19 protein-coding genes are annotated in these 19514 nt (G+C 69.1%); 9 read left to right on the plus strand and 10 right to left on the minus strand.

Annotated elements, in window-relative coordinates; translation table 11 throughout:
- Positions 1-11 precede the first annotated feature (11 nt).
- From RJT50_RS10600 to cruF, 4 genes are all read left to right on the plus strand, one after another.
- Positions 12-914, plus strand: a complete 903-nt coding sequence (locus RJT50_RS10600; protein WP_313691282.1) for a DUF106 domain-containing protein — start codon at positions 12-14, stop codon at positions 912-914.
- Between the two features lie 769 nt (positions 915-1683).
- On the plus strand, positions 1684-3180 hold the full coding sequence (locus RJT50_RS10605; RefSeq protein WP_313691283.1) for a phytoene desaturase family protein: 1497 nt from the start codon (positions 1684-1686) through the stop codon (positions 3178-3180).
- A 7-nt stretch (positions 3181-3187) separates the two neighbouring features.
- Positions 3188-4066, plus strand: coding sequence for a prenyltransferase (locus RJT50_RS10610; RefSeq protein ID WP_313691284.1), 879 nt, complete (start codon positions 3188-3190; stop codon positions 4064-4066).
- Positions 4063-4950 (plus strand): bisanhydrobacterioruberin hydratase, encoded by an 888-nt coding sequence (gene cruF, locus RJT50_RS10615; RefSeq protein ID WP_425499671.1) that lies wholly within the window; start codon positions 4063-4065, stop codon positions 4948-4950. The genes RJT50_RS10610 and cruF overlap by 4 nt, the downstream gene beginning before the upstream one ends.
- A 126-nt stretch (positions 4951-5076) precedes the next feature.
- Here the strand turns inward: cruF and RJT50_RS10620 are convergent, their stop codons facing one another.
- Positions 5077-6030 (minus strand): phytoene/squalene synthase family protein, encoded by a 954-nt coding sequence (locus RJT50_RS10620; protein WP_313691285.1) that lies wholly within the window; start codon positions 6028-6030, stop codon positions 5077-5079.
- A 129-nt stretch (positions 6031-6159) separates the two neighbouring features.
- Complete coding sequence (locus RJT50_RS10625) at positions 6160-6321, minus strand: HVO_2523 family zinc finger protein (protein WP_313691287.1); 162 nt, start codon at positions 6319-6321, stop codon at positions 6160-6162.
- Positions 6322-6408: 87 nt separating this feature from the next.
- Between RJT50_RS10625 and RJT50_RS10630 the strand changes: the two genes are divergently transcribed.
- From RJT50_RS10630 to RJT50_RS10640, 3 genes are all read left to right on the plus strand, one after another.
- Positions 6409-7938, plus strand: a complete 1530-nt coding sequence (locus RJT50_RS10630; protein WP_313691288.1) for a molybdopterin-dependent oxidoreductase — start codon at positions 6409-6411, stop codon at positions 7936-7938.
- Between the two features lie 41 nt (positions 7939-7979).
- Positions 7980-8837, plus strand: coding sequence for a ZIP family metal transporter (locus RJT50_RS10635; RefSeq protein WP_313691290.1), 858 nt, complete (start codon positions 7980-7982; stop codon positions 8835-8837).
- A gap of 168 nt (positions 8838-9005) precedes the next feature.
- Entirely contained in the window at positions 9006-9560 is a 555-nt protein-coding gene (locus tag RJT50_RS10640) for a GNAT family N-acetyltransferase (protein WP_313691291.1), read from the plus strand.
- Positions 9561-9581: 21 nt separating this feature from the next.
- Here the strand turns inward: RJT50_RS10640 and RJT50_RS10645 are convergent, their stop codons facing one another.
- Entirely contained in the window at positions 9582-9875 is a 294-nt protein-coding gene (locus tag RJT50_RS10645) for a DUF8060 family membrane protein (RefSeq protein WP_313691292.1), read from the minus strand.
- Positions 9868-10875, minus strand: a complete 1008-nt coding sequence (locus tag RJT50_RS10650; RefSeq protein ID WP_313691294.1) for a DUF7490 domain-containing protein — start codon at positions 10873-10875, stop codon at positions 9868-9870. Before RJT50_RS10650 ends, RJT50_RS10645 begins: the two co-directional genes overlap by 8 nt.
- Before the next feature lie 130 nt (positions 10876-11005).
- Between RJT50_RS10650 and RJT50_RS10655 the strand changes: the two genes are divergently transcribed.
- On the plus strand, positions 11006-11404 hold the full coding sequence (locus RJT50_RS10655) for a universal stress protein (protein ID WP_313691296.1): 399 nt from the start codon (positions 11006-11008) through the stop codon (positions 11402-11404).
- A 290-nt stretch (positions 11405-11694) separates the two neighbouring features.
- Here RJT50_RS10655 and RJT50_RS10660 read toward each other — a convergent pair whose 3' ends face one another.
- From RJT50_RS10660 to RJT50_RS10675, 4 genes are all read right to left on the minus strand, one after another.
- Positions 11695-12921, minus strand: a complete 1227-nt coding sequence (locus RJT50_RS10660) for an ornithine cyclodeaminase, nickel-pincer nucleotide-dependent (protein ID WP_313691297.1) — start codon at positions 12919-12921, stop codon at positions 11695-11697.
- 60 nt (positions 12922-12981) lie between these two features.
- Positions 12982-13911: an alpha/beta hydrolase gene (locus RJT50_RS10665; protein ID WP_313691298.1), complete on the minus strand. Its 930-nt coding sequence runs from the start codon at positions 13909-13911 to the stop codon at positions 12982-12984.
- A gap of 314 nt (positions 13912-14225) precedes the next feature.
- Entirely contained in the window at positions 14226-14657 is a 432-nt protein-coding gene (locus RJT50_RS10670) for a universal stress protein (protein WP_313691299.1), read from the minus strand.
- A 174-nt stretch (positions 14658-14831) separates the two neighbouring features.
- Positions 14832-15023 carry a hypothetical protein gene (locus RJT50_RS10675; protein WP_313691300.1) on the minus strand — a complete coding sequence of 64 codons (192 nt, stop codon included), beginning with the start codon at positions 15021-15023 and terminating at the stop codon, positions 14832-14834.
- A 171-nt stretch (positions 15024-15194) separates the two neighbouring features.
- Between RJT50_RS10675 and RJT50_RS10680 the strand changes: the two genes are divergently transcribed.
- Entirely contained in the window at positions 15195-16037 is an 843-nt protein-coding gene (locus RJT50_RS10680; protein ID WP_313691301.1) for a hypothetical protein, read from the plus strand.
- Between the two features lie 5 nt (positions 16038-16042).
- Here the strand turns inward: RJT50_RS10680 and glmS are convergent, their stop codons facing one another.
- Both glmS and secY read right to left on the minus strand, forming a co-directional pair.
- Positions 16043-17851 carry a glutamine--fructose-6-phosphate transaminase (isomerizing) gene (gene glmS / locus RJT50_RS10685; RefSeq protein WP_313691302.1) on the minus strand — a complete coding sequence of 603 codons (1809 nt, stop codon included), beginning with the start codon at positions 17849-17851 and terminating at the stop codon, positions 16043-16045.
- A 190-nt stretch (positions 17852-18041) separates the two neighbouring features.
- Entirely contained in the window at positions 18042-19511 is a 1470-nt protein-coding gene (gene secY / locus RJT50_RS10690) for a preprotein translocase subunit SecY (protein ID WP_313691303.1), read from the minus strand.
- Positions 19512-19514: the final 3 nt, after the last annotated feature.

Here is a 19514-nt window from a genome sequence, read left to right on the forward strand (position 1 = left end):
ACCGGGTCTCAATGGCACGTATCGAATCGCGCGTCCGGGACCTCGCGGAGGACCCGGAGATGCGCGAGGCCATCGAACTCGTCCTCGAGCGCGCGGAGGACGGGGAGGTGCAGTGGGTGGACGTGCGCGATGAGATCTCCAGCGGCGAGTGGGGTCGGCTGATCGAACGCGGCATCCTGGAGGACGGCGAGGCGGGCTTCGCGCTCGCGGACCGGGAGGCCATCGAGGCGGGGCTCGAATCCGAGGGCGGCGACTCCGACATCCCCGAGGTCCCCGACGCCGAGGGGTCGTCCTGGAGCAAGTGGGACAAGGGCGCGGCCGGCGTCACCGTCCTGTTCTTCATCGGCTACTCCTACGGGCCGGTCAGGGACATCATCGGGGGCGGCATGGACGTCCTCCTCGGGCCGCTCCAGGAATCGCTCCCGCTGTACGCGGTCATCATGGTCATCGCGACGCTGACGGGGCTCTACTCGACGCTCCTGCGTGCGAACCTGATGGACATGGACCGCATGGCGGCCTACCAGGAGCGGATGCAGGACATCCAGAGCCGGATGAAGGACGCCCGCAGCCGCGGTGACGACGACGCGGTCGACCGCATCCAGGAGGAGCAGATGGACGCGATGGGCGACCAGCTCGGCATGTTCAAGGAGCAGTTCCGCCCGATGGTCTGGATCATGGTGTTCACCATTCCGTTCTTCCTCTGGCTCTACTGGAAGGTCGGCTTCCGCGGCGCGAGCGGCGACCCGACGGCGGAGTTCGCCAACGTGGTCCTCCCGCTCGCGGGCGAGGTGGCATGGACGGACAGCCTGCTCATCATGCCGACCTGGATCATCTGGTACTTCCTCTGCTCGATGGCGTTCACGCAGATCATCCAGAAGGGGCTGAACATCCAGATGAGCCCGACTACTTCCTAGGGGTTCGATTGGAGCGGGTTTTCTGATCGGTTCGGTTTATCACCGGTCACAAAGCTGTTTGGACGGTTGTGAGTCCTTCTCGAAAGTTCCCGTGGCGCTCTCGTCTGGCGGCTTCTCTGTTGTCGTGACGCACGCCTCGAAAGCCCCCGCGGCGCTCGACTCGGTGCGACTGTTGCGCTCCTCGGCTCGCTGCGCTCGTCTGCGGTGCTTGACAGTCGCGCCGTCGTCCAGCGCCGCGGCCCCTTTCAGTCCCACCCGACCGCCCCGCACAGCCACACGCCTCCCCAACCGATTCGCTCGGTCGGCTCGCTTCGCTCGCCTTCCTTACTCATCCCTCGCGCGCGTGCCGGCGGGCCTCCGTGCCCGCCGGCACGCGCCGACCGCATCTGATGGACGAGCCACGTGGCGCGCGGCGGTCGTGCTGACGCGCGACCGCTCGTGCGAGGGACGAGCACCGCAGCCGAAGGCGAGGAGCGCAGGAGGCTGGGGCGGGCGAGGTGCGGTGCCGTCCAGGTGGGACTGAAAGGGGCCACGGGTCTCGGCGAACCCCGACGACGCAAGCACTGCAGCGCGACCGAAGGGAGCGCGAAGCGCGCAGCGAGGCGCGGGAGTCGAGACCCGCGGGGGCTTTCGCGGGTTGCACTACGATTCTCTCGATTGCGAGCCGGTCGAGCCGATCGTCGGCTACCTTTGGGGAACCAGTCGACTTACGCCCGCCACCTCGTCATGCTACCCACCTTTATACAACCCGGCTCCGTAGGACGGTTTCATGCGAGACCAACGCGACCTCTCGTCCGTCGCAGGGGACGACGTGGTCGTGGTCGGGGGCGGCTTCGGCGGCCTCTCGACCGCCTGCTACCTCGCGGACGCCGGCGCGAACGTGACCGTCCTGGAGAAGAACGAACAGCTCGGCGGCCGAGCGTCGGTGCTGGAGGCCGAGGGGTTCCGGTTCGACATGGGCCCGTCGTGGTACCTGATGCCCGACGTGTTCGAGACGTTCTTCGGCCACTTCGACCGGACGCCCGCGGACTACTACGAACTGGCGCGGCTCGACCCCCACTACCGCATCTTCTTCAAGGACGGCGACCGGATCGACATGGTTCCCGACCGCGAGACGAACCGCGAGACGTTCGAGTCCTACGAGGAGGGCGCCGGCGAGGCGTTCGAGAGCTACCTCGAAAAGTCGAAGGAGAACTACGAGGTGGGGATGGAGCACTTCGTGTACGAACACCGCGACCGCCTGCGGGACTTCGTGGACCTCGACGTGCTCCGCCATGCCCGGGGGCTCTCGCTGCTCGGGACGATGCAGGGCCACGTCGAGGAGTACTTCGAGCACCCCAAGCTCCAGCAGTTGATGCAGTACACGCTCGTGTTCCTCGGCGGGTCGCCCCACAACACGCCGGCGCTCTACAACCTGATGAGCCACGTCGACTTCAACCTCGGCGTCTACTACCCCGAGGGCGGCATCGGCGCGGTCGTCGACGGCATCGCCGACCTCGGCACCGAACTCGGCGTCGAGTACGTCACAGACGCGCCCGTGAACTCGATCAGGGGCTCCCGCGGCGGCTTCGCGGTCACGACGCAGGACGGCCGAACGTTCCTCGCCGACCGGGTCGTCTCGGACGCCGACTACGCCCACACCGAGCAGGACCTGCTCGCCCCGAAGAAACGCCAGTACGACGCCGACTACTGGGAGTCACGGACGTACGCGCCCTCCGCGTACCTGCTGTACATGGGCGTCGAGGGCGACCTCGACCCGCTGGCCCATCACACGCTCGTCCTGCCGACCGACTGGGACGACCACTTCGCGGACATCTTCGAGGACCCGGCGTGGCCCGACGACCCCGCCTACTACCTCTGTGCGCCCTCCGCGACCGACGATTCGGTCGCCCCGGAGGGCCACAGCGCCCTGTTCGCGCTCGTCCCCGTCGCCGCCGGACTGGACGACACCCCCGAGCAGCGGGAGCGCTATCGGCGCCTCGTACTCGACGACGTCGCCGAGAACGCCGGCGTCGACCTCCGCGACCGCATCGTCTTCGAGGAGTCGTTCAGCGTCGACGACTTCGCCGACCGCTACAACTCGGTGCGTGGCACCGCGCTCGGGATGGCCCACACCCTGAGACAGACCGCGCCGTTCCGGCCGAACCGCCGCTCTTCCGCGGTCGACGGGCTCTACTTCACCGGCTCGTACACCACCCCGGGCATCGGCGTGCCGATGTGTCTCATCAGCGGCCTGCTCACCGCCGAAGTCGTGGGGCGGGAGTGACCGCCGGATGAGCGCACCGACGACCGTGGACGAGGTCGGCAATCGACTGCGGTACCTCCTCGTCCTCTCACGCCCCCGGTTCTGGCTCTACCTCGCGGGACCCGTGCTTGTCGGCGTCGCCTACGGCGCGGGAAGCGTCGACGACCTGGTGACGACCGGATCGGTGCTCCTGTTCGCCTACTTCCTCGTCCCCGCGAACCTGCTGCTGTACGGCGTGAACGACGTGTTCGACCGCGAGGTCGACGCCGACAACCCGAAGAAGGAGGGGCGGGAGGCGCGCTACGGCGGCGGCCGACTCGTGCCGACGGTCGTCGTCGGCTCGTTCCTGCTCGGCCTCGCGCCGTTCCCCGCCACGCCGCGGGTCGCCTGGCCGTACCTCGCGGGGTTCCTCCTGCTGGGCGTCGAGTACAGCGCCCCGCCGTTCAGGTTCAAGACGACCCCGCCCCTCGACTCCGTCTCGAACGGGCTGTACGTGCTCCCGGGCGCCGCCGCCTACGCGGCCCTCGCAGGCGCTCACCCGCCGCTCGCGGCGCTGGTCGGCGGGTGGCTCTGGGCGATGGCGATGCACACGTTCTCGGCGATTCCCGACGTCGAACCCGACCGCGAGGCCGGAATCCGGACGACCGCAACGGTGCTCGGCGAGGGACGGACGCTCGCCTACTGTGCCGCCTGCTGGCTGCTGGCCGCGGCCGCGTTCGCGCTCGTCGACCCGCGGCTCGGCGGCCTGCTGCTGGTCTACCCGGTTCTCGTCGCCGGCATCCGTCGGGCAAACGTCGACGTGGCGCGGGCTTACTGGTGGTACCCGGCGATCAACGGCGTCGTCGGGTTCCTGCTCACCGTGGGCGGGCTCTCGCGGCTCGTCTCGCCGGGGGCGGTGTTGCCGTGAGCACCGCCGCGTCGACTGTGCGGGACTGGTGGCCGGGCGACAGGGCCGAACTGGAGTCCCGGCTGGACGCGCTCGTCAGGGAGAACCGGTTCACCATCTCCGTGTTCTTCCCGCTGAACGGGATCGTCCTCCTGCTCGCGAGCGCCACCGTCGCGGCGGTTCCCGACTGGCTGGCGTTCACCGGGACGCTCATCCTGCTCGGGACGGTCGTGATGCGCTCGCCGCTCGTCGCCGGCCTCGCGCCCCTGGTCGACCGGCGGGCGGCGACGGGGATCGGCCTGCTCGCGCTGTACGCGTACGCCATCGAGTACGTCGGCGTCCACACCGGCTGGCCGTACGGCCCGTTCGAGTACGGCGTCTCGCTCGGGCCGATGGTGTCGGGCGTGCCGCTGGGGCTTCCGGTGTTCTTCCTCCCGCTCGTGGCGAACGCCTACCTGCTCTGTCTCCTGCTTCTGGGCGACCGGGCCGAGCGTGGCCCGCTCCGGCTCGCCGCCGTCGTCGCGCTCGTCCTGCTGCTCGACGTCGTGCTCGACCCCGGCGCGGTCGCGCTGGGGTTCTGGAACTACGAGGGCGTCACGACCGAAGGAGCCCTCGCGGTCCTCGCCGGCGGCGGCTTCTACGGCGTGCCGCTCTCCAACTACGCGGGATGGGTGCTCTCGGCCACCGTCGCGGTGGTGACGCTCGATCTCGCGTTCGACCGCGCGGCACTGGTCCGGCGGCTGGCCGAGTGCGAGTTCATGCTCGACGACATGGTGAGCTTCGTCATCCTCTGGGGCGGCGTGAACGCGCTCTTTGGCAACCTCGTGCCCGCGCTCGTCGCCGCCGGGATCGGGGTGGGGCTGGTCCGCGCTGACCGCTTCGACGCGTCGCTGCTCCGGCCCTGACCGTGACCCCGACGGGTCGTGAGAGTGGTTCCGAGGGGTCGTGAGAATGGCCCGACGAGTCCTGGGAACCGTCGGGGCTGAAACCCGTGGAGCGCGTCGAACCGTCGGTTCCCGTCGGTCCCGGATTCAGCGGACCGGAAGACAGCCGCCCAGCCTGGTGTGCTCCCTGTCGGTTCCGTCATACTCGACCGCACTCACCGCCCGGAAGACGGCGACCGGGTCCTTCGTGTGCGCCCACGCCAGCCGGGTGCGAGCGAACAGCCAGACCTTTCGGAGCGTCCCCAGCGACGGGGTCGCGGTGAGCGTGTCGTACTCGCGGCGGCGGATGAGCCGGTGGTGGTCCGCGTACAGGACCGTCGCGAGCAGCACGGCGAACTGGCAGTCCCGCGGGAGGTACTTGATCCCCTTCACGCCCTCCTCGTACAGCGACTCCGCGCGGCCGAGTTCGTGGCGGATCGCCGCGGCGAAGTTCCCGTCGAACTCGAGCCGGCGGAGCTGCGTCTCGGTCACGCCGTGGGTTCGCAGCGTCTCCTGCGGGAGATACACCCTGTCGCGTTCGAGGACGTCCTCGCGGACGTCGCGAAGGAAGTTCGTGAGCTGGAACGCCTCGCCGAGCGCAGTCGCGTGCGGGAGCGCCGCGTCCGGGTCGTCCGGCTCCATCACGGCCGTCATCATTCGCCCGACTGCGGAGGCCGAGCCGTCCATGTACGCCTCCAGCTCCTCGTACGTCTCGTACCGATCCACGGAGACGTCCGAGGCCATCGCGTCGATGAACGTCTCCACGTCCGACTCGGCGATGTCGTACGTCTCGCGGATGTCCGCAAACGCCTCCAGCACCGGGTCGTCGGTCTCGGTTCGGCCGAGCGCGGCGTCGCGCAGTCGGTCGAGTTCCGCGCGCTGCTCGGCCGGCGGGGCCGTCTCGGCGGCGTCGACGACCTCGTCGGCGACGCGGAAGAACGCGTACATGACGTACGTCGGGTGGCGGACCCGCTCGGGCAGGACGCGGGTCGCAAAGTGGAACGTCTTGCCGGTGCGCTGCTGGATCCGCTTGCTCCGCGCGACCGGGTCCTCGGCTACCATGACTGTGCGAGTCGGCGGGTGCCTGGCTGACAGCGGGTCCCTCCGCACATAGTAAGTGTACGACGTAAGGGACGGCGAGACCATAACAGTTTGTGGCCGATTCGGGTGCCGTGGCCCCCGACGCCCGACTTAGCGGTGGAAGAACGTGTCCGCACAGTCCATCACGACGCCGTGTTCGGGACAGACGTACTTGCAGTGGCGGTGGGTCATCGACGAGCCGCAGAACGGACAGGGTCGCGTTCGGACCGTCTCGACGTCGTCCGGCGTCTCGACGTCGTCCGACCCGTTCATACCTGTCGATGCGGGCGAGATCGCTTCAGTGTTCGGTCCACGCGGATCCGCGGTAGCCCTTTCAGAGATGGGGCCCAAGCGTCCCCGATGAACCGACCGACGGGCCGACGACTGCTGGTATCGCTCGCGGCCGGTGCCGGCGTCCTCGCCGGCACGTTCCTCGTCGCGGGGTTCACGCCGCGGTGGGTCGTTCTCGCGCTCGCACGGACCGCCTTCTTCCTCGCGCCCGATGCGTTCGTCACGTTCGGCATCCAGCGGCTCGGCGACCTGGCACGGCCGCTGCTCGTCGTCGGCACCGCGCTCGCGTCGCTGCTGCTGTTCGGCGGGCTGGCGCTCGCCGCGACGCTGGTGGCCGGCGCGCTCGGCCGGGAGCGTGCCGAGGTCGTGTTCGCGGTCGGAGTCGTCGAGACGCTTGCGGCGTTCGCGCTCACGGTCGCCCCCGTCCCCGCGCTCGTCGGCGGTGCGGTCGGCGCGGCGGTGGTCGGACTCGGCGGCCCGGGCAGCGGCGGCGACGTCGACGTCGCCCGGCGCGACCTGCTCCGGTCGGTCGCCACCGCGGCCGCAGCGGTCGGGCTCGCCGGCGCGCTCGGTGCCCGACGAGCGATGGGGAGCGGCACCGACGGCGCGGACGGACGAACGATCAGCGAGGTGGAGGACCCGCTCGTTCGGGAGCTCCTCTCGACCGCCGCGGAGCGGTCGCTCCCGCTCGATGGCGTCGACCCGCTCGTCTCCGAGCGGTTCTACGAGGTCGACGTCAATTCGGCCGACCCCGACGTCGACCCGGAGTCGTGGACCCTCTCGGTCGGCGGCGAACTGGGCGAGTCACGCGAGTACGACCTGGCGGACCTGCGGAACCGGCCCGCACGGCACCGGTTCGTCTCGCTCCGGTGTGTCGGCGACTCGCTCAACGGGAGCAAACTCGACACGGCGCTGTGGACCGGCGTCCCGGTGATGGACCTCCTCGAGGAACTTGGCGTTTCCGACGAGGAGCCCTGCTGTGTGTACGTCCGGGCCGACGACGACTACTATCAGGAGTTCCCGCTCGACGCGCTCGAATCCGCGTTCCTCGCGTACGGGACGAACGGGCGGCCGCTCCCGACGGGCCACGGCTTCCCCGTTCGACTGCTCGTCCCCGGCCACTGGGGCGAGATCAACCTGAAGTGGATCACCGACATCGAACTCGGCCGCGAGGAGCGGACGGGTTACTGGGAGAAGCGGGGCTGGCACGGCACCGGCCCGGTGAACACGGTGGCGAAACTCCACGGCGTCGACGTCGACGGCGGAACGGTCACGGTCGGCGGCCACGCCCACGCGGGCACCCGCGGAATCTCGGCCGTCGAGGTGTCCACCGACGGCGGCGACACCTGGACGGAGGCCGTGCTCTCGGACCCGCTCCCCGCCGCGGTTGCTGCCGACGCGGAGCCGTCGGACCCGTCCGTCGGCGACGGCGAGGCGGCCGACGCCTGGCGGATGTGGCGCCACGAGTACGAGGCGAGCGAGCCACACGAGGTCATCGCGCGCGCGACCGACGGCGATGGCGACCTGCAGGAGCGCGAGGAATCGGAGGCGTTCCCGAGCGGGGCGTCCGGGTGGGTGTCCCGACGGGTCTCCCCCTGAACCGCAGGCATTATTAACTGTAGATCCCGATTTGCTAATCGATGGGAGCCACACTCGACGGCGACGGGGGGAGACGGCACGGGCGGGCCGCACTGCTCGGCGCGCTCAGCACGGCCGCGCTGGTCGGTGCGTCCGCGCTCACGCTCGCCGCCGGTCACGAGAAACTGTTCGCCATCGCGTGGGTCGCCTTCCTCGGGATGGCGCTCGCGGGCTGGCTCGGCACGCGCGCGTCCGGGGGGAACACGGGCGCGCTCGTCTGGGGGTACGGGCTTGCGAGCGGCGCGATGGTGACGAGCGCGGCGGTGTTCCTGCTCCCGCAGGCGATGGGTCAGCATCTCACCTACGGGGGGTTCGGCGTCGCGCTCGGCCTGCTGGCCGGCTTCGGGGCGCACACGCTCGGCCACCGGCTCGCGCACATGGATCTCCCGCTCGACCGGACGATGGCGGAGCTGACCGCCCACGCCGTGGCCGCCGGGGCGATCATCGGCATCGTTTACGGCAACATGCCGGAGCTTGGTCCCGTGCTCGGCCTGGCGATCGTCTCGCACAAGGGTCCGGCGGGCTACGCCGCGGTGACCCGCTACGCCCGTCGGGGCGGCGACTGGCGCGCGATCTTGCTCCCCGCGGCGGGCGTCGGCGTCGCCGCCGCCGCGTCCTCGGTTCTCGCGTTGCCCGCGTCGGCCCCCGTCCGCGGGGTCGTCTTCGGCTTCGCGACCGGGGTGTTCCTCCACGTCGCCATGGACTTTCTCCCCGAGTGTGAGATCGGGAGCGAGGTCCACGAATCGCTCTCCCGCGAGGGCGACGCCCACGCGATGCTCGACCGGATGCGCACCCACGCCGTCGCGAGCACGCTGCTTGGCGGACTGGTCGTGTTCCTCGCGTGGCTCGTCGTCGCCTGAGTTCTCACCGGCCGATTCGTCCTCGTCCGGCTCGACCTCGCCGGACTGCCTACACCGGTGGTACCCGTCGCACGCTCCGGGAGGCCGGAGCGAGCGGGAGCGGGCCGATGTGGGACCGAATCACGCGGAAGCGCCACCGTTTTCCCGACCCGCCGGCAGCGGTGAGCCATGCCAGGACCCGTCTTCCTGCGGGGCGACAGCGTCACCCTCCGCCCGGCCGAGGAGGAGGACCTCGCGTTCATCCGGCGGTGCATGAACGACCCTCGCGTCTGGCGACCGGCGCTCGACGTGAACCCGATGAACCGCGAGCAAGGAACCGAGTTCCTCGAGCGGGTCGTCTCCGACGAGGACGGGGTCCAGTGTCTCGTCTGTGACGGCGACGAGCCGCTGGGCTTCGTTTCGCTGACCGGGAGCCGGTACGGCCCGGACGAGACGTCCCGGTCGCGCTCGGCGGAACTCGCCTACTGGCTCGCTCCCGAGCGCCACGGACAGGGCTACGGCTCCGACGCGGCGGCCCGGATGGTCCGGTACGCGTTCGAGGACCGGAACCTGCGCCGCGTCGGCGCCCGCCTCGGGAGCTTCAACGACGCCTCGGCCGCGCTGCTGGAGTCGCTCGGGTTCGAGCACGAGGGCACGCTGCGGGAGGCCGCGTGGTTCCGCGGCGAGTACCACGACGTGCTCCGGTACGGGCTGCTCCGCGAGGACTGGCGCGACCGACGGTAGCGCCCGGGACCGACCTCCTGGTCACCGAAGTCGGCGCACCTGCACCGAGATGCCGTATCCCGCGAGCAGCAGCAGCGCGAGGTTGAACACGGCGTGGAACAGCGACCGGTACTCGCGGACCACCCAGCGGTCGATGGTGGTCGACGCGGCGAGGTAGAACCGGAGGCCGGCGACGAGCGCGAGCAGGACGAGCCCCGCCAGCGCGAGCCGGTTGAGCAGGTACCGGAGGTCGCGGCCGCCGCTCGCCTCGTCGTCCTCGTCCGTCGGGCGGTTCTCCGTCGGTTCCGTCGAGGTGGATGAGTGGGTGTCAGTCATCGGGATTCCTCCGTGCGAGCAGCGCGGCGGCCAGCAGCGCGAACACCGCCAGGCCGGCCGTGAAGCCGGGCGTCTGGGTGGCGGTCGCGCGGGCGGGCTGTTCGGTTACGCGGTCCCCGGCCCCGTCGTCGGCGAAGTCGCCGACGCGGAACTCGACCTCGCGCTCGGTCTCGTTGGCAGAGATGGTCTCGCGCGGGTCCAGGTTGGCGACCGAGCGGGCCGAGTCGACGAGGACGCCGTCCTTGTACAGCGCGGCGTCGACGTAGTAGTTGTACTCGGTCGGCACCGTCAGCGTCGCCGCCTCGTCGGCCGTCCGACCGGGGCGGATGGAGCCGACCTCGATCTCCGTCCGGTCGGCGACGAGGTTCGAGTCGGCCTGCCGGAGGATGAGCTCCACGCGCAGGTCCTCGCTCGCCTCGTCGCCGGCGTTCGTCAGCGAGGCGGCGACGCGGAGCGTCGTCCGGTTGCCCGTCGCGGAATCGACCGAGACGGCCAGCGGCGGAACGACGTCGCTCTCGGTGAACCGGACGTCCGTCTCGGCGTAGGCCGGGACGAGCGCCCGCATCCCCTGCACCTCGGTGGTCGACCGATCGACGAGTTCCCCGTCCCGGAAGATCGTGGTCTCCAGCCGGTAGCCGCCCTCGCGTTCGACGCGGAGGCTGGCGTTCACCGGCACGGAGCCGTCGCCCCGCAGGGTGCTCATCTCGACGGTTTGCTCGTCGGCGAGCAGTCCCGACTCGGCGTCGTAGGCCCGGAACCGAACGGTGACGTTCCCGGTCGGGTTGCCGTCGTGGTCGATGCGTGCGTGGAGGCGGAGTTCCGCCGTCGCGCCGCCCACGTCGCCCGGTGCGACGGCGACTTCCTCGACGCCGACGGGGCCCGGCCGGATCGGGTCGTCAGCGGCGGGGGAGGCGAGGACCCCCGGTCCGAGCATGGCTCCGAGGAGGGCGAGCGCGAGCAGGACGGCGGCAGATCCCGCCAGATACCTCTCGCGTGACACGGGAGCGGCTTCTCGAACTCGGGGTATATGCTTTGTGCACTGACCTGTTGGGCGGGGCTCGGGCGGGCGTCGGCGCTTTCGGACGCGAGCCGCCGGTACCGTTATCGGCCCCGCGAGCCGTCTTCCGTCCATGCTGTTCGTGCTTGCCACCGACTCGGTCTCGACGAGCGCCGTCGTCTGTTCGTACCTGCGGGACCGCCTGCGCGCGGACGACGAAGTTCACGCGGTGAACTCGAAGGAGGGCGGGGGTGCCACGGCCGCCGACGAGATGCGGGCCGGGGAGGACGCCCTGGAGGCCGTCGTGGACGAGCTCGGCGACGACGTGACCGTCGAGACCCACCAGTACGTCCGCGGGAACGAGCCGGCCGAGGACGTGCTGGCACACGCGGAGAAGGTCGACGCGGACGAACTCGTCATGGGGATTCGCAAGCGGAACCCGACCTCGAAGATCGTCTTCGGGAGCGTCGCCCAGGATCTGCTGCTGGAGTCGAACCTGCCGATGCGCGTGGTCCCCCGGGAATCGGTGTGATCGGCGTTCGAGTCGTTCGGAACGGTCGGGCCACGTTGGAACTGCATTCGCGTGAGGACCGCCTCGAAAGCTCCCGCGGTGCCCGACTCGGTGCGCCTGCTGTGCTCCTCAGTCGCTCACTTCGTTCGCTCGTGAACGCCGCGCGCCGCGCGGGCTGATGGGCTGTTGGGGTCCGTGCGTGCCACCGCGGCTCCGTCCGCGCCGGCACGCGCCACCCCACTGGGACGGTCGAACGGCCGAACCGAATCCGAAAGTCCGTCGGCAGCACCACTCGACCGCGCGGAACCGGCCTACCGAACCAGTTCCTCGGCGAGCGTCGGCACGAACATCCCGACGTCGGTCACCATCCCCACCGCCTGCGCCGAACCCCTGTCGAGCAACTGCGTGACGGTTGCCGGGTTGATGTCGACGCAGACGACCCGGGTCGTCGAGGGGAGACAGTTCCCCACGGCGACCGAGTGGAGCAGCGACGAGAGCATGAGCACGAGGTCCGCATCGTGGGCTTGCTCCCTGATGGCGTTCTGTGCCTCCACCGCGTCGGTGATGGTGTCGGGCAGCGGCCCGTCGTCACGGATCGAGCCGGCGAGCACGAACTCGCGGTCGTTCGTGACGCACTCGTACATCACGCCCTCGTCGACGAGCCCCTCCTCCACCGCCGCCTCGATGCCGCCCGCCCGCGCGACCTGGCTGATGGTGTAGATGTGGTGCTTGTGGCCCTTCCGGGGGTGCTCCATCGTCTCCACGTCCATCCCGAGCGAGGTGCCGTACATCGAGCGCTCCATGTCGTGGACGGCGAAGCCGTTGCCGGCGGAGACGGCGTCGACGTAGCCCTCGCGCACCAGTTCGGCGAGCGCGGGGCCGGCGCCCGAGTGGATGACCGCCGGGCCGGCGACGACGAGCACGTCACCGCCCTCCGCCTTCGTCTCCGCGATGGATTCGGCGACCCGGCGGATGGTCGACTCGGACGGGCGCTCGGCCGAGACGCCGCCGCGCATGAACCCGAACGGGCCGGACGACCCCCGCGGTCGCTCGGGCGGCTTGACCCTGATACCGGCATCGCCCGTGACGACGTGGTCGCCCGCTTCGATGGCGTTGAGCACCTTCGTTCGTGCCCGCGTCGGTTCGCCCTCGTCCTCGACGACCACCGCACAGTCCATCTCAATGTTCCCGACCGGCACCCACTCGCCGTCGACGCGCACGTCGGTCGGGTGGTTCGTCGTCGAGTAGAACCCGTCCGGGACGACGCGGTCGGCCGGAGCCGGCTGCAGGGTCGCGTCCGTCGGCGCAGCCAGGGTCGCGCCCGACTGGTGGAGTTCGTGCAGGATCGGATGCAGGCCGGCCTCGTCGGCGGCGAACACTCTGAGCCGACAGTAGGACGCCTCGTCGCTGTGTTTCCCGACCCGGAACTCCTCGACCTCGAACTCCCCGCCCATGTCCATCACGACGGTGAACGCCCGCTCCATCAGCCCGGAGTCGATGATGTGACCCTCGAGTTCGACCACCTCGCTCGTGCTCATGACTGGTTCTGGGAGGCGGGCCGTTGAAAAGGTAGCTTCGACGGCGAGTACGGCCCGGCGCTATCGAGCCCGCTCCCCCTCGTCGAACGTTGCCCGCAGGAAGGCGAGCTGGTGGTCGAACAGTTCGGGGAACGCCCCGTGAGAGGCGTCGAAGTGGCCCATCCGCTTGGAGACGAGCGTCGCGTCCGGGAGCGTCTCGACCAGGCTCTCGACCGCGCCGTACGGGTGGAGTTCGTCCTCGGTGCCGGCGATCACGAGCGTCGGCGCGGTCACGTCCGCAGCGACCGCGATGGGACGGTAGCGCGGAAGCGCGAGCAGCGTCCGGGCACGCGTTCGGTTCCGCCAGCGCGACTCCCGCGGGATGAGTCGGACGTACGCGTCCTTCGCGCCCGGTTCGTTCAACAGCGCGAACTCGTCGGGGTCGCCGTACACCTTCACCTCGTGCGTTCGGCCGAACCGTCCGCCGAGCCGGTCACGGAGCCCCGACGCCAGCGCGCGGAGAACGTACCGGGGGGACTTCGCCCGGAGGAGTTTCCGGCCGTCCAGCAGCGGAACCTGCGTGACCACCGCGTCCACGTCGCTCCGCTCGGCCGCGAGCGTCAGCACGTAGCCGCCCGAGAGCCCGGTCCCCCAGAGTGCCCGTGCGTCGCCGACGCCCCGAAATCCCGCCGCGGCACGGTCGAGCGCGGCCCGCCAGTCCTCGAGCTGGCCGTCGGGAAGCACCAGTGGCTCCCCCGCCGAGCCGTCGAAGCCGCGGTAGTCGAACGTGAACGCGGCGATGCCGGCCGCGGCGAACCGCTCCGCGTAGCGCGGGAGCCCGAAGTTCGCCTCGGCGGCCAGCCCGTTGGCCATGACGACGAGCGGCGGGTCGGTCCCCTCCGCTGGGAGATACAGCGTCCCCGTACAGGAGTCACCGTCCGAGTCGAACGCGACCCGCCGGGTGGCGAACGACTCGCGGGAGGGTTCCCGTTCCAGGCGGTCACCGGCCATACCGTACGGTATCACGTCGGGCGACTTACCGGTTCCGGGCAGTAGCGGTCACGCGCGGTTCCGGTCGGCAGAACGGACGGCGAGGTCTGGCGGACGGGGGGATGACATGTCAGAGGCACACGTGTCCGCCGGACCAATCGCCACCGAAGTGGGAACGCCGGCTGACTTAATTGCTCGGTGAAATCAGGTTCACACGACTTCGGCTGCCGGTCCGGATCGCCGCCACCCGCTCGGAATTCGGCGACCTCGGGAGTCCGCTCACCGTCCGAGGACGGATCGACGGATGCCGGTCGACATCTCGCCGCCGCGGGGTCTCACCGGCTCTCGTCCGCCCGCGGGAGACTGACCACGGGGACCGGCGATTCCGTGACGAGTCGGAGGGCGACGTCGCCCGAGAGGTACCGAACCAGCCGACCGCCCTCACGCGGGGAGAACACGACCGCGGTCGAACCGGTCGCCGCCGCGGTTTCCAGGATGCCGTCGACGACGTCCTCGTCGAACACGCGACGGGACTCGACGGTCGGGCCGTCGAGCACGGCCTCGAACGCGGCGTGTGACTCGTCGATGACGCCCTCTCCCCCCTCGCCGCCAGCATCGGCCGGCGTGCCGTCGGCCCTCTCGACGACGTGGACGACCGTGACGCGGTCGACGTCGGCGGCGTATCGGTCGAGCGCCCGCGCCGTCATTCGGGCGTCGTCCGGCGACACGACGGGGACGAGGACCGACCGTAGGAGCTCGGTACTCACGCGCGCTCACCCGCAAGGGGGTCCCGGCACCGGGAAGTCCTGATCTGGTTCACGGCCGGCAGGTCGGTCCCGGCTCGTTTAATGATGGCCCTCCACGACCGCTACTTCGTGGCGGTCGATCGGCTAGGTCGAAACTCGACGGAAAACCGGATCGGCGAGTCGGTCGAACGCGTCTCAGCGAACGTCCGACAGCGACACGGCGTCCTCACAGCCCGCGGTCAGCCAGGCTGTCTCCAGCGCGTCGGGCGAGTAGACGGTTACCGAACTGGGGTGGTCGCCGTCGTCGAGGAGGTAGCTGAGGTCGAACTCCGGCAGCTCGTCCAGCGTGCGGTCCGTCCCGTTCGGTAGCCCGTCCGTCGCGCTCATCAGCCGTACGGGCGAACTCGCCGTATATACCTCTTGTTCGCCGCGTATCAGGGTTGAGAGATTGCGTCGCCGGGAGAGCCGAACGCCCGTTTCTGTTCGCTGTCGCGTGGGGGTCTCCGACCCCACGTCCCCTGGTATGATATGGAACCAACACTTGGTCCCCGATGATCCATGGGCCACCAGCGTGAGACCGGAGTCAGTGCCGAACCCGACGATGTGGAGGCGGAACTCCGCCTCATACGCGAGGACATCCGGGAGTCCTCACGTCACCTCGAGGAGCAGAGCCAGCGGAAACGAGCCGAGAACATCCACGTCCTCGTGGCGGTGTCGGTCCTGGGCGGCTACGCCACGATCTATCAGTCGGTCTCGATCGAACCGGCGATCTGGTCGGCGGTGCTGCGGACGTTCGTCGGCCTGTCCGCGATATTTCTCCTCGCGAAGCTCACGACGATCACGTTTCGCCCGGTGTCGGATCGGGAACTCGTCACCTACGTCGACGAGATCATCGAACCGATCGTCTACATCCTCTCGTTGTACGGCATCATCTCGGCGAGCATCGTGATTCACCTCCTCGAGACGTTCGACCTGCGTCAGAACGCGCTCGTCAACGCGCTCGGAGCCGGCTTCGTCGCCGCCTCGCTGCTGGTAGCAACGACGTACTACGTTCGGCTCACGGTCGGTACCATGTACGAGGAGCGGTACGGGCGCGCCGAGGACGTGTACGAGAACATCGACGACATCCTGACCGGGCTCGTCCGGCAATCCGCGATGGCACCGACGCAGGCGCGCGCGTTCCGCGCCCGTCTCGACGAACTGCTCGTTCCCGACGGCGAAGCAACCGTCCTCGACGAACTGCGGGTTCTCGTTCCCTGGAGCGGACACGAACCGGTCGGGGAAGCCGCACAACTGATGCTGTTGAACAAGTTTCGGAACCTCCAGAACATGCGGCGGATCCCACCCGAGGAGCTCGAAGCGATCGATGAGTATCTCCAGGAACTCGAAACGGACACCTGAGGTCCCTATTCGACGTTGACGGACTTTGCCAGGTTTCGCGGTTTGTCGATTGGCCGACCGAGTTCGCGGGCGACGTGATAGCTCAGGAGCTGGAGTTGCACGTTGGCCATGAGCGGCGCGAGTTCCGGATGGGTCTCCTGGACCTCGAGCACCTCCCGAGCGATTTCGTCGACCCATTCGTGGGCACCGTCCGAGATGGCGATGATCGGTGCGCCCCGCGAGCGAATCTCTCGGAGCTGTGATCGAAAGTCCCGCTTTTCCGTCTCGCCGCCGGTCACGAGGGCGACGACCGGCGTCTCGGACGTGACGAGCGCGAGCGGGCCGTGTTTCAACTCGCTTCCCCGGTAGCCGTACGTGTCGACGTAGGAGACCTCGCGCAGTTTGAGCGAGCCCTCACGGGCGGCCGGATAGTTGAGCCCCTTTCCGAGGACGAAGAACCGTTCGGAGCCCGCGAACTCGGCTGCGACGCTCGCCGCCGTCGACGAGGCGACGTCCTGGCGAACGTAGCCGTCCAGGTTTCGCAGGGCATCGAAGTACGGGTGGAAGTCGCGGTCGGACTCCAGGGCTCCCGTCAACACTTTGTGCAGGAGGTTCAGCGTGATCGCCTGGCCGGTGAACGTCTTGGTCGCTGCGACGCCGATTTCGGGGCCCGCACGGACGTACACCGTGTGATCACACTCGCGCGAGAGCGACGAGCCGAAGACGTTCGTGACCGCGATCGATTCGACGGCCCCCATCTCCCGGGCGACGTCGAGGACGTCCGAACTCTCCCCGCTCTGTGAGACGAAGATTGCCAGCCCCTCGTCGGCCTCACGTTCCGCGTCGTGATGCTCGCCCGGCGAGACGGCGGTCGCTGGAACCCCTGAGCCCCGGAGGAGCGACGCCGCGTACAGACACGCGTGATACGACGTCCCGGCACCGACCAGTTCGATCCCGTCGAAATCGGACGCCGAGACGTCGATGCCGACGTCGACGTCGTTCCGTAGTTCGTCGATCCGACCGTCGAGACAGCCCCGGACGGCCTCCGGCTGCTCGTGTATCTCCTTGAGCATGTAATGCTCGAAGCCACCTTTCCCGGCCTCCTCGGCCTCCCAACTGATCGTTTCCGTCTTTCGCTCGGCCAGGTTGCCGTTCGAGTCCCTGATCTCCACGTCGTCGGGCGCGATCTCCGCGACGTCACCGTCCTCGAGGTAGACGACGTCCTCCGTGTGATCGAGGATGGCCGGAACGTCGCTCGCGACGAAGTTCACGTCATCGCCGGTTCCGAGCACGATCGGTGACCCGTTCCGGGCGGCGTACAGCTTTCCGAACCCCCTCACGGCCATCAGTACCGAAAACGACCCCGTCAGCTTCAGCGTCGCGCTCCGGAGCGCCGTCAGCGGCGTGTAGCCGTCGGCGAGATACTCTTCGACGAGATGCGGCACGATCTCCGAATCCGTCCCGCTCGTGAACTCGTGACCGTCGGCCACGAGTTCCTCCGTGACCGATTCGTGGTTTCCGATGATTCCGTTGTGGACCACGGCGACCCGACCGTCGCAGTCCACGTGCGGGTGCGCGTTGTCGTCGGTCGGCGGGCCGTGGGTCGACCACCGAGTGTGGCCGATGCCCGCCTGGAACCGTCGACCGCGATGGTCGTCCAGTTCCTCGTCGAGGCGGGCGAGTTCGCCGGTCCGTTTTTCGATCACGAGATCGTCCTGAAGGAGACCGACGCCGGCCGAATCGTACCCCCTGTATTCGAGATTTTCCAGACAATCGACCACGACGTCCACGTCGATCGAGTTCGGTTCCCCCACACAGCCGATGATTCCACACATAGTGTTGACTCGTACGTCCGCCGTCGGTTCGACCGACGGGGCCCGACTTCAGTCCGGTAGCTGACAGCACGGACGGACCAGGGGGATATAATGGTTTCATCGGTGACTCGTTCAGCCGGCGATCGACCGACGCGGCCGGCACTCCGAGCGGGTGAGTCGCGTCGTGAAAAATCGAACCGCGGAGTCGAGCCTACTCCGAACCGAACATCGAGCGCATCATCGGATGCATCTCCATGAGCTGCTCCTCGGCGATCTCCTCGTACAGCTTGTACGTGATGGAGACCGTGAGCAGCAGGCCCGTCCCGGAGACGCCACCGAGGGTGCCGAGCATGTTCGCCAGCACGGCGAGCAGGCCCACGAGCGCGCCGCCGATGACTGTCACCTGCGGGATGTAGCGCTCCATGACCTTCTCGATGACCTGCGGGTTACGCCGGAAGCCGGGGATCTGCATCCCCGAGTTCTGGATCTGCTGGGCGGTCGACTTGGGCCCCATGCCCGTCGTCTCGACCCAGAAGATGGCGAAGATCGCCGACCCGACGACCGTCACGACGAGGTCGACGAGCACGCGCAACGCGATCTCGGCCGGTTCGGCGGCCGGCGCGTAGACGAACCACATCCAGTCCTGTCGGGACTGGATCGGGGCCAGGTAGTAGAACAGCCCGCCGACGACCTGCCCGTCGGCGTACTGGCCGATCCAGGCCGGCATCGACGCCAGCTGCTGGTTGAGGATCTGGCCGAGGAACTGGACGTTCGCCTGCAGCGCGCGGATGAGGATCATCGGCAGGACGCTCGCGTAGATGAGCTTGACCGGGAAGCGTCCCCGGGCGCCCTTCACGCGGGCGTGGCTCAGCGGGATCTCGATGCGAACGCTCTCCGCGTAGACGACGATGGCGAAGATGAGCACCGTCGTGAACAGCGCGAGGATGTTCCCCGGCTCGAAGAGGATCGCCTCGATGAGCGACCCCTCGAGCTGGACGCCGCCGGTCACGATGCCGAACCACGCCGGGAAGAAGCCGGTGACGTTCCCGAGCGCCTGCGTGGAGAACAGCCCGGCGACGAGCTGCTGGCTCACCGACGCGATGATGAACAGCCCGATCCCGGAGCCGACGCCCCACTTCGAGATGACCTCGTCCATGAACAGGATGAGCACCCCGCCGACGAACATCTGTGCGAAGATGAGCGTCTGGACGCCGGTGGTCGCCCCCGCCGAGCCGAACAGCGTCTGGGCGACCTGCGGGTCGGCCGGCAGGTAGTTGCTGGCGAACACCATCGGGAGCCCCGTCAGACAGATCATCACGACGACGAGCAGCTTCTGGAGGCCCTGATACAGCACCTGGTCGCGCGGGTCGTCGGTGTCGAGCCCGAGCAGGTCCGCGCCGCCGAGCAGCTGTAGCACGATCGACGCCGTGACGATCGGGCCGATCCCGAGCTGCATGATCGACCCCGACTGGCCGGCGAGGATCGACCGGAACTGTCCGTAGAAGTCGCCGCTCGCGGTCTGGGTCGCCAGCCCGAACAGCGTCACGTTCGTCAGGAAAAAGTACATCACGAGGACGCCCGCGGTCCAGGCCAGCTTCCGCTTGAAGGGCACGTGGCCCTCCGGCCTGGTGACCGTGGGCATCCGCGTGAGTACCGGTTCCGCGGCCTCCTTCCAACTCATGGC

Origin of the sequence: Halobaculum sp. XH14 (assembly GCF_032116555.1) — an archaeon.
GTDB lineage: Archaea > Halobacteriota > Halobacteria > Halobacteriales > Haloferacaceae > Halorarum > Halorarum halobium.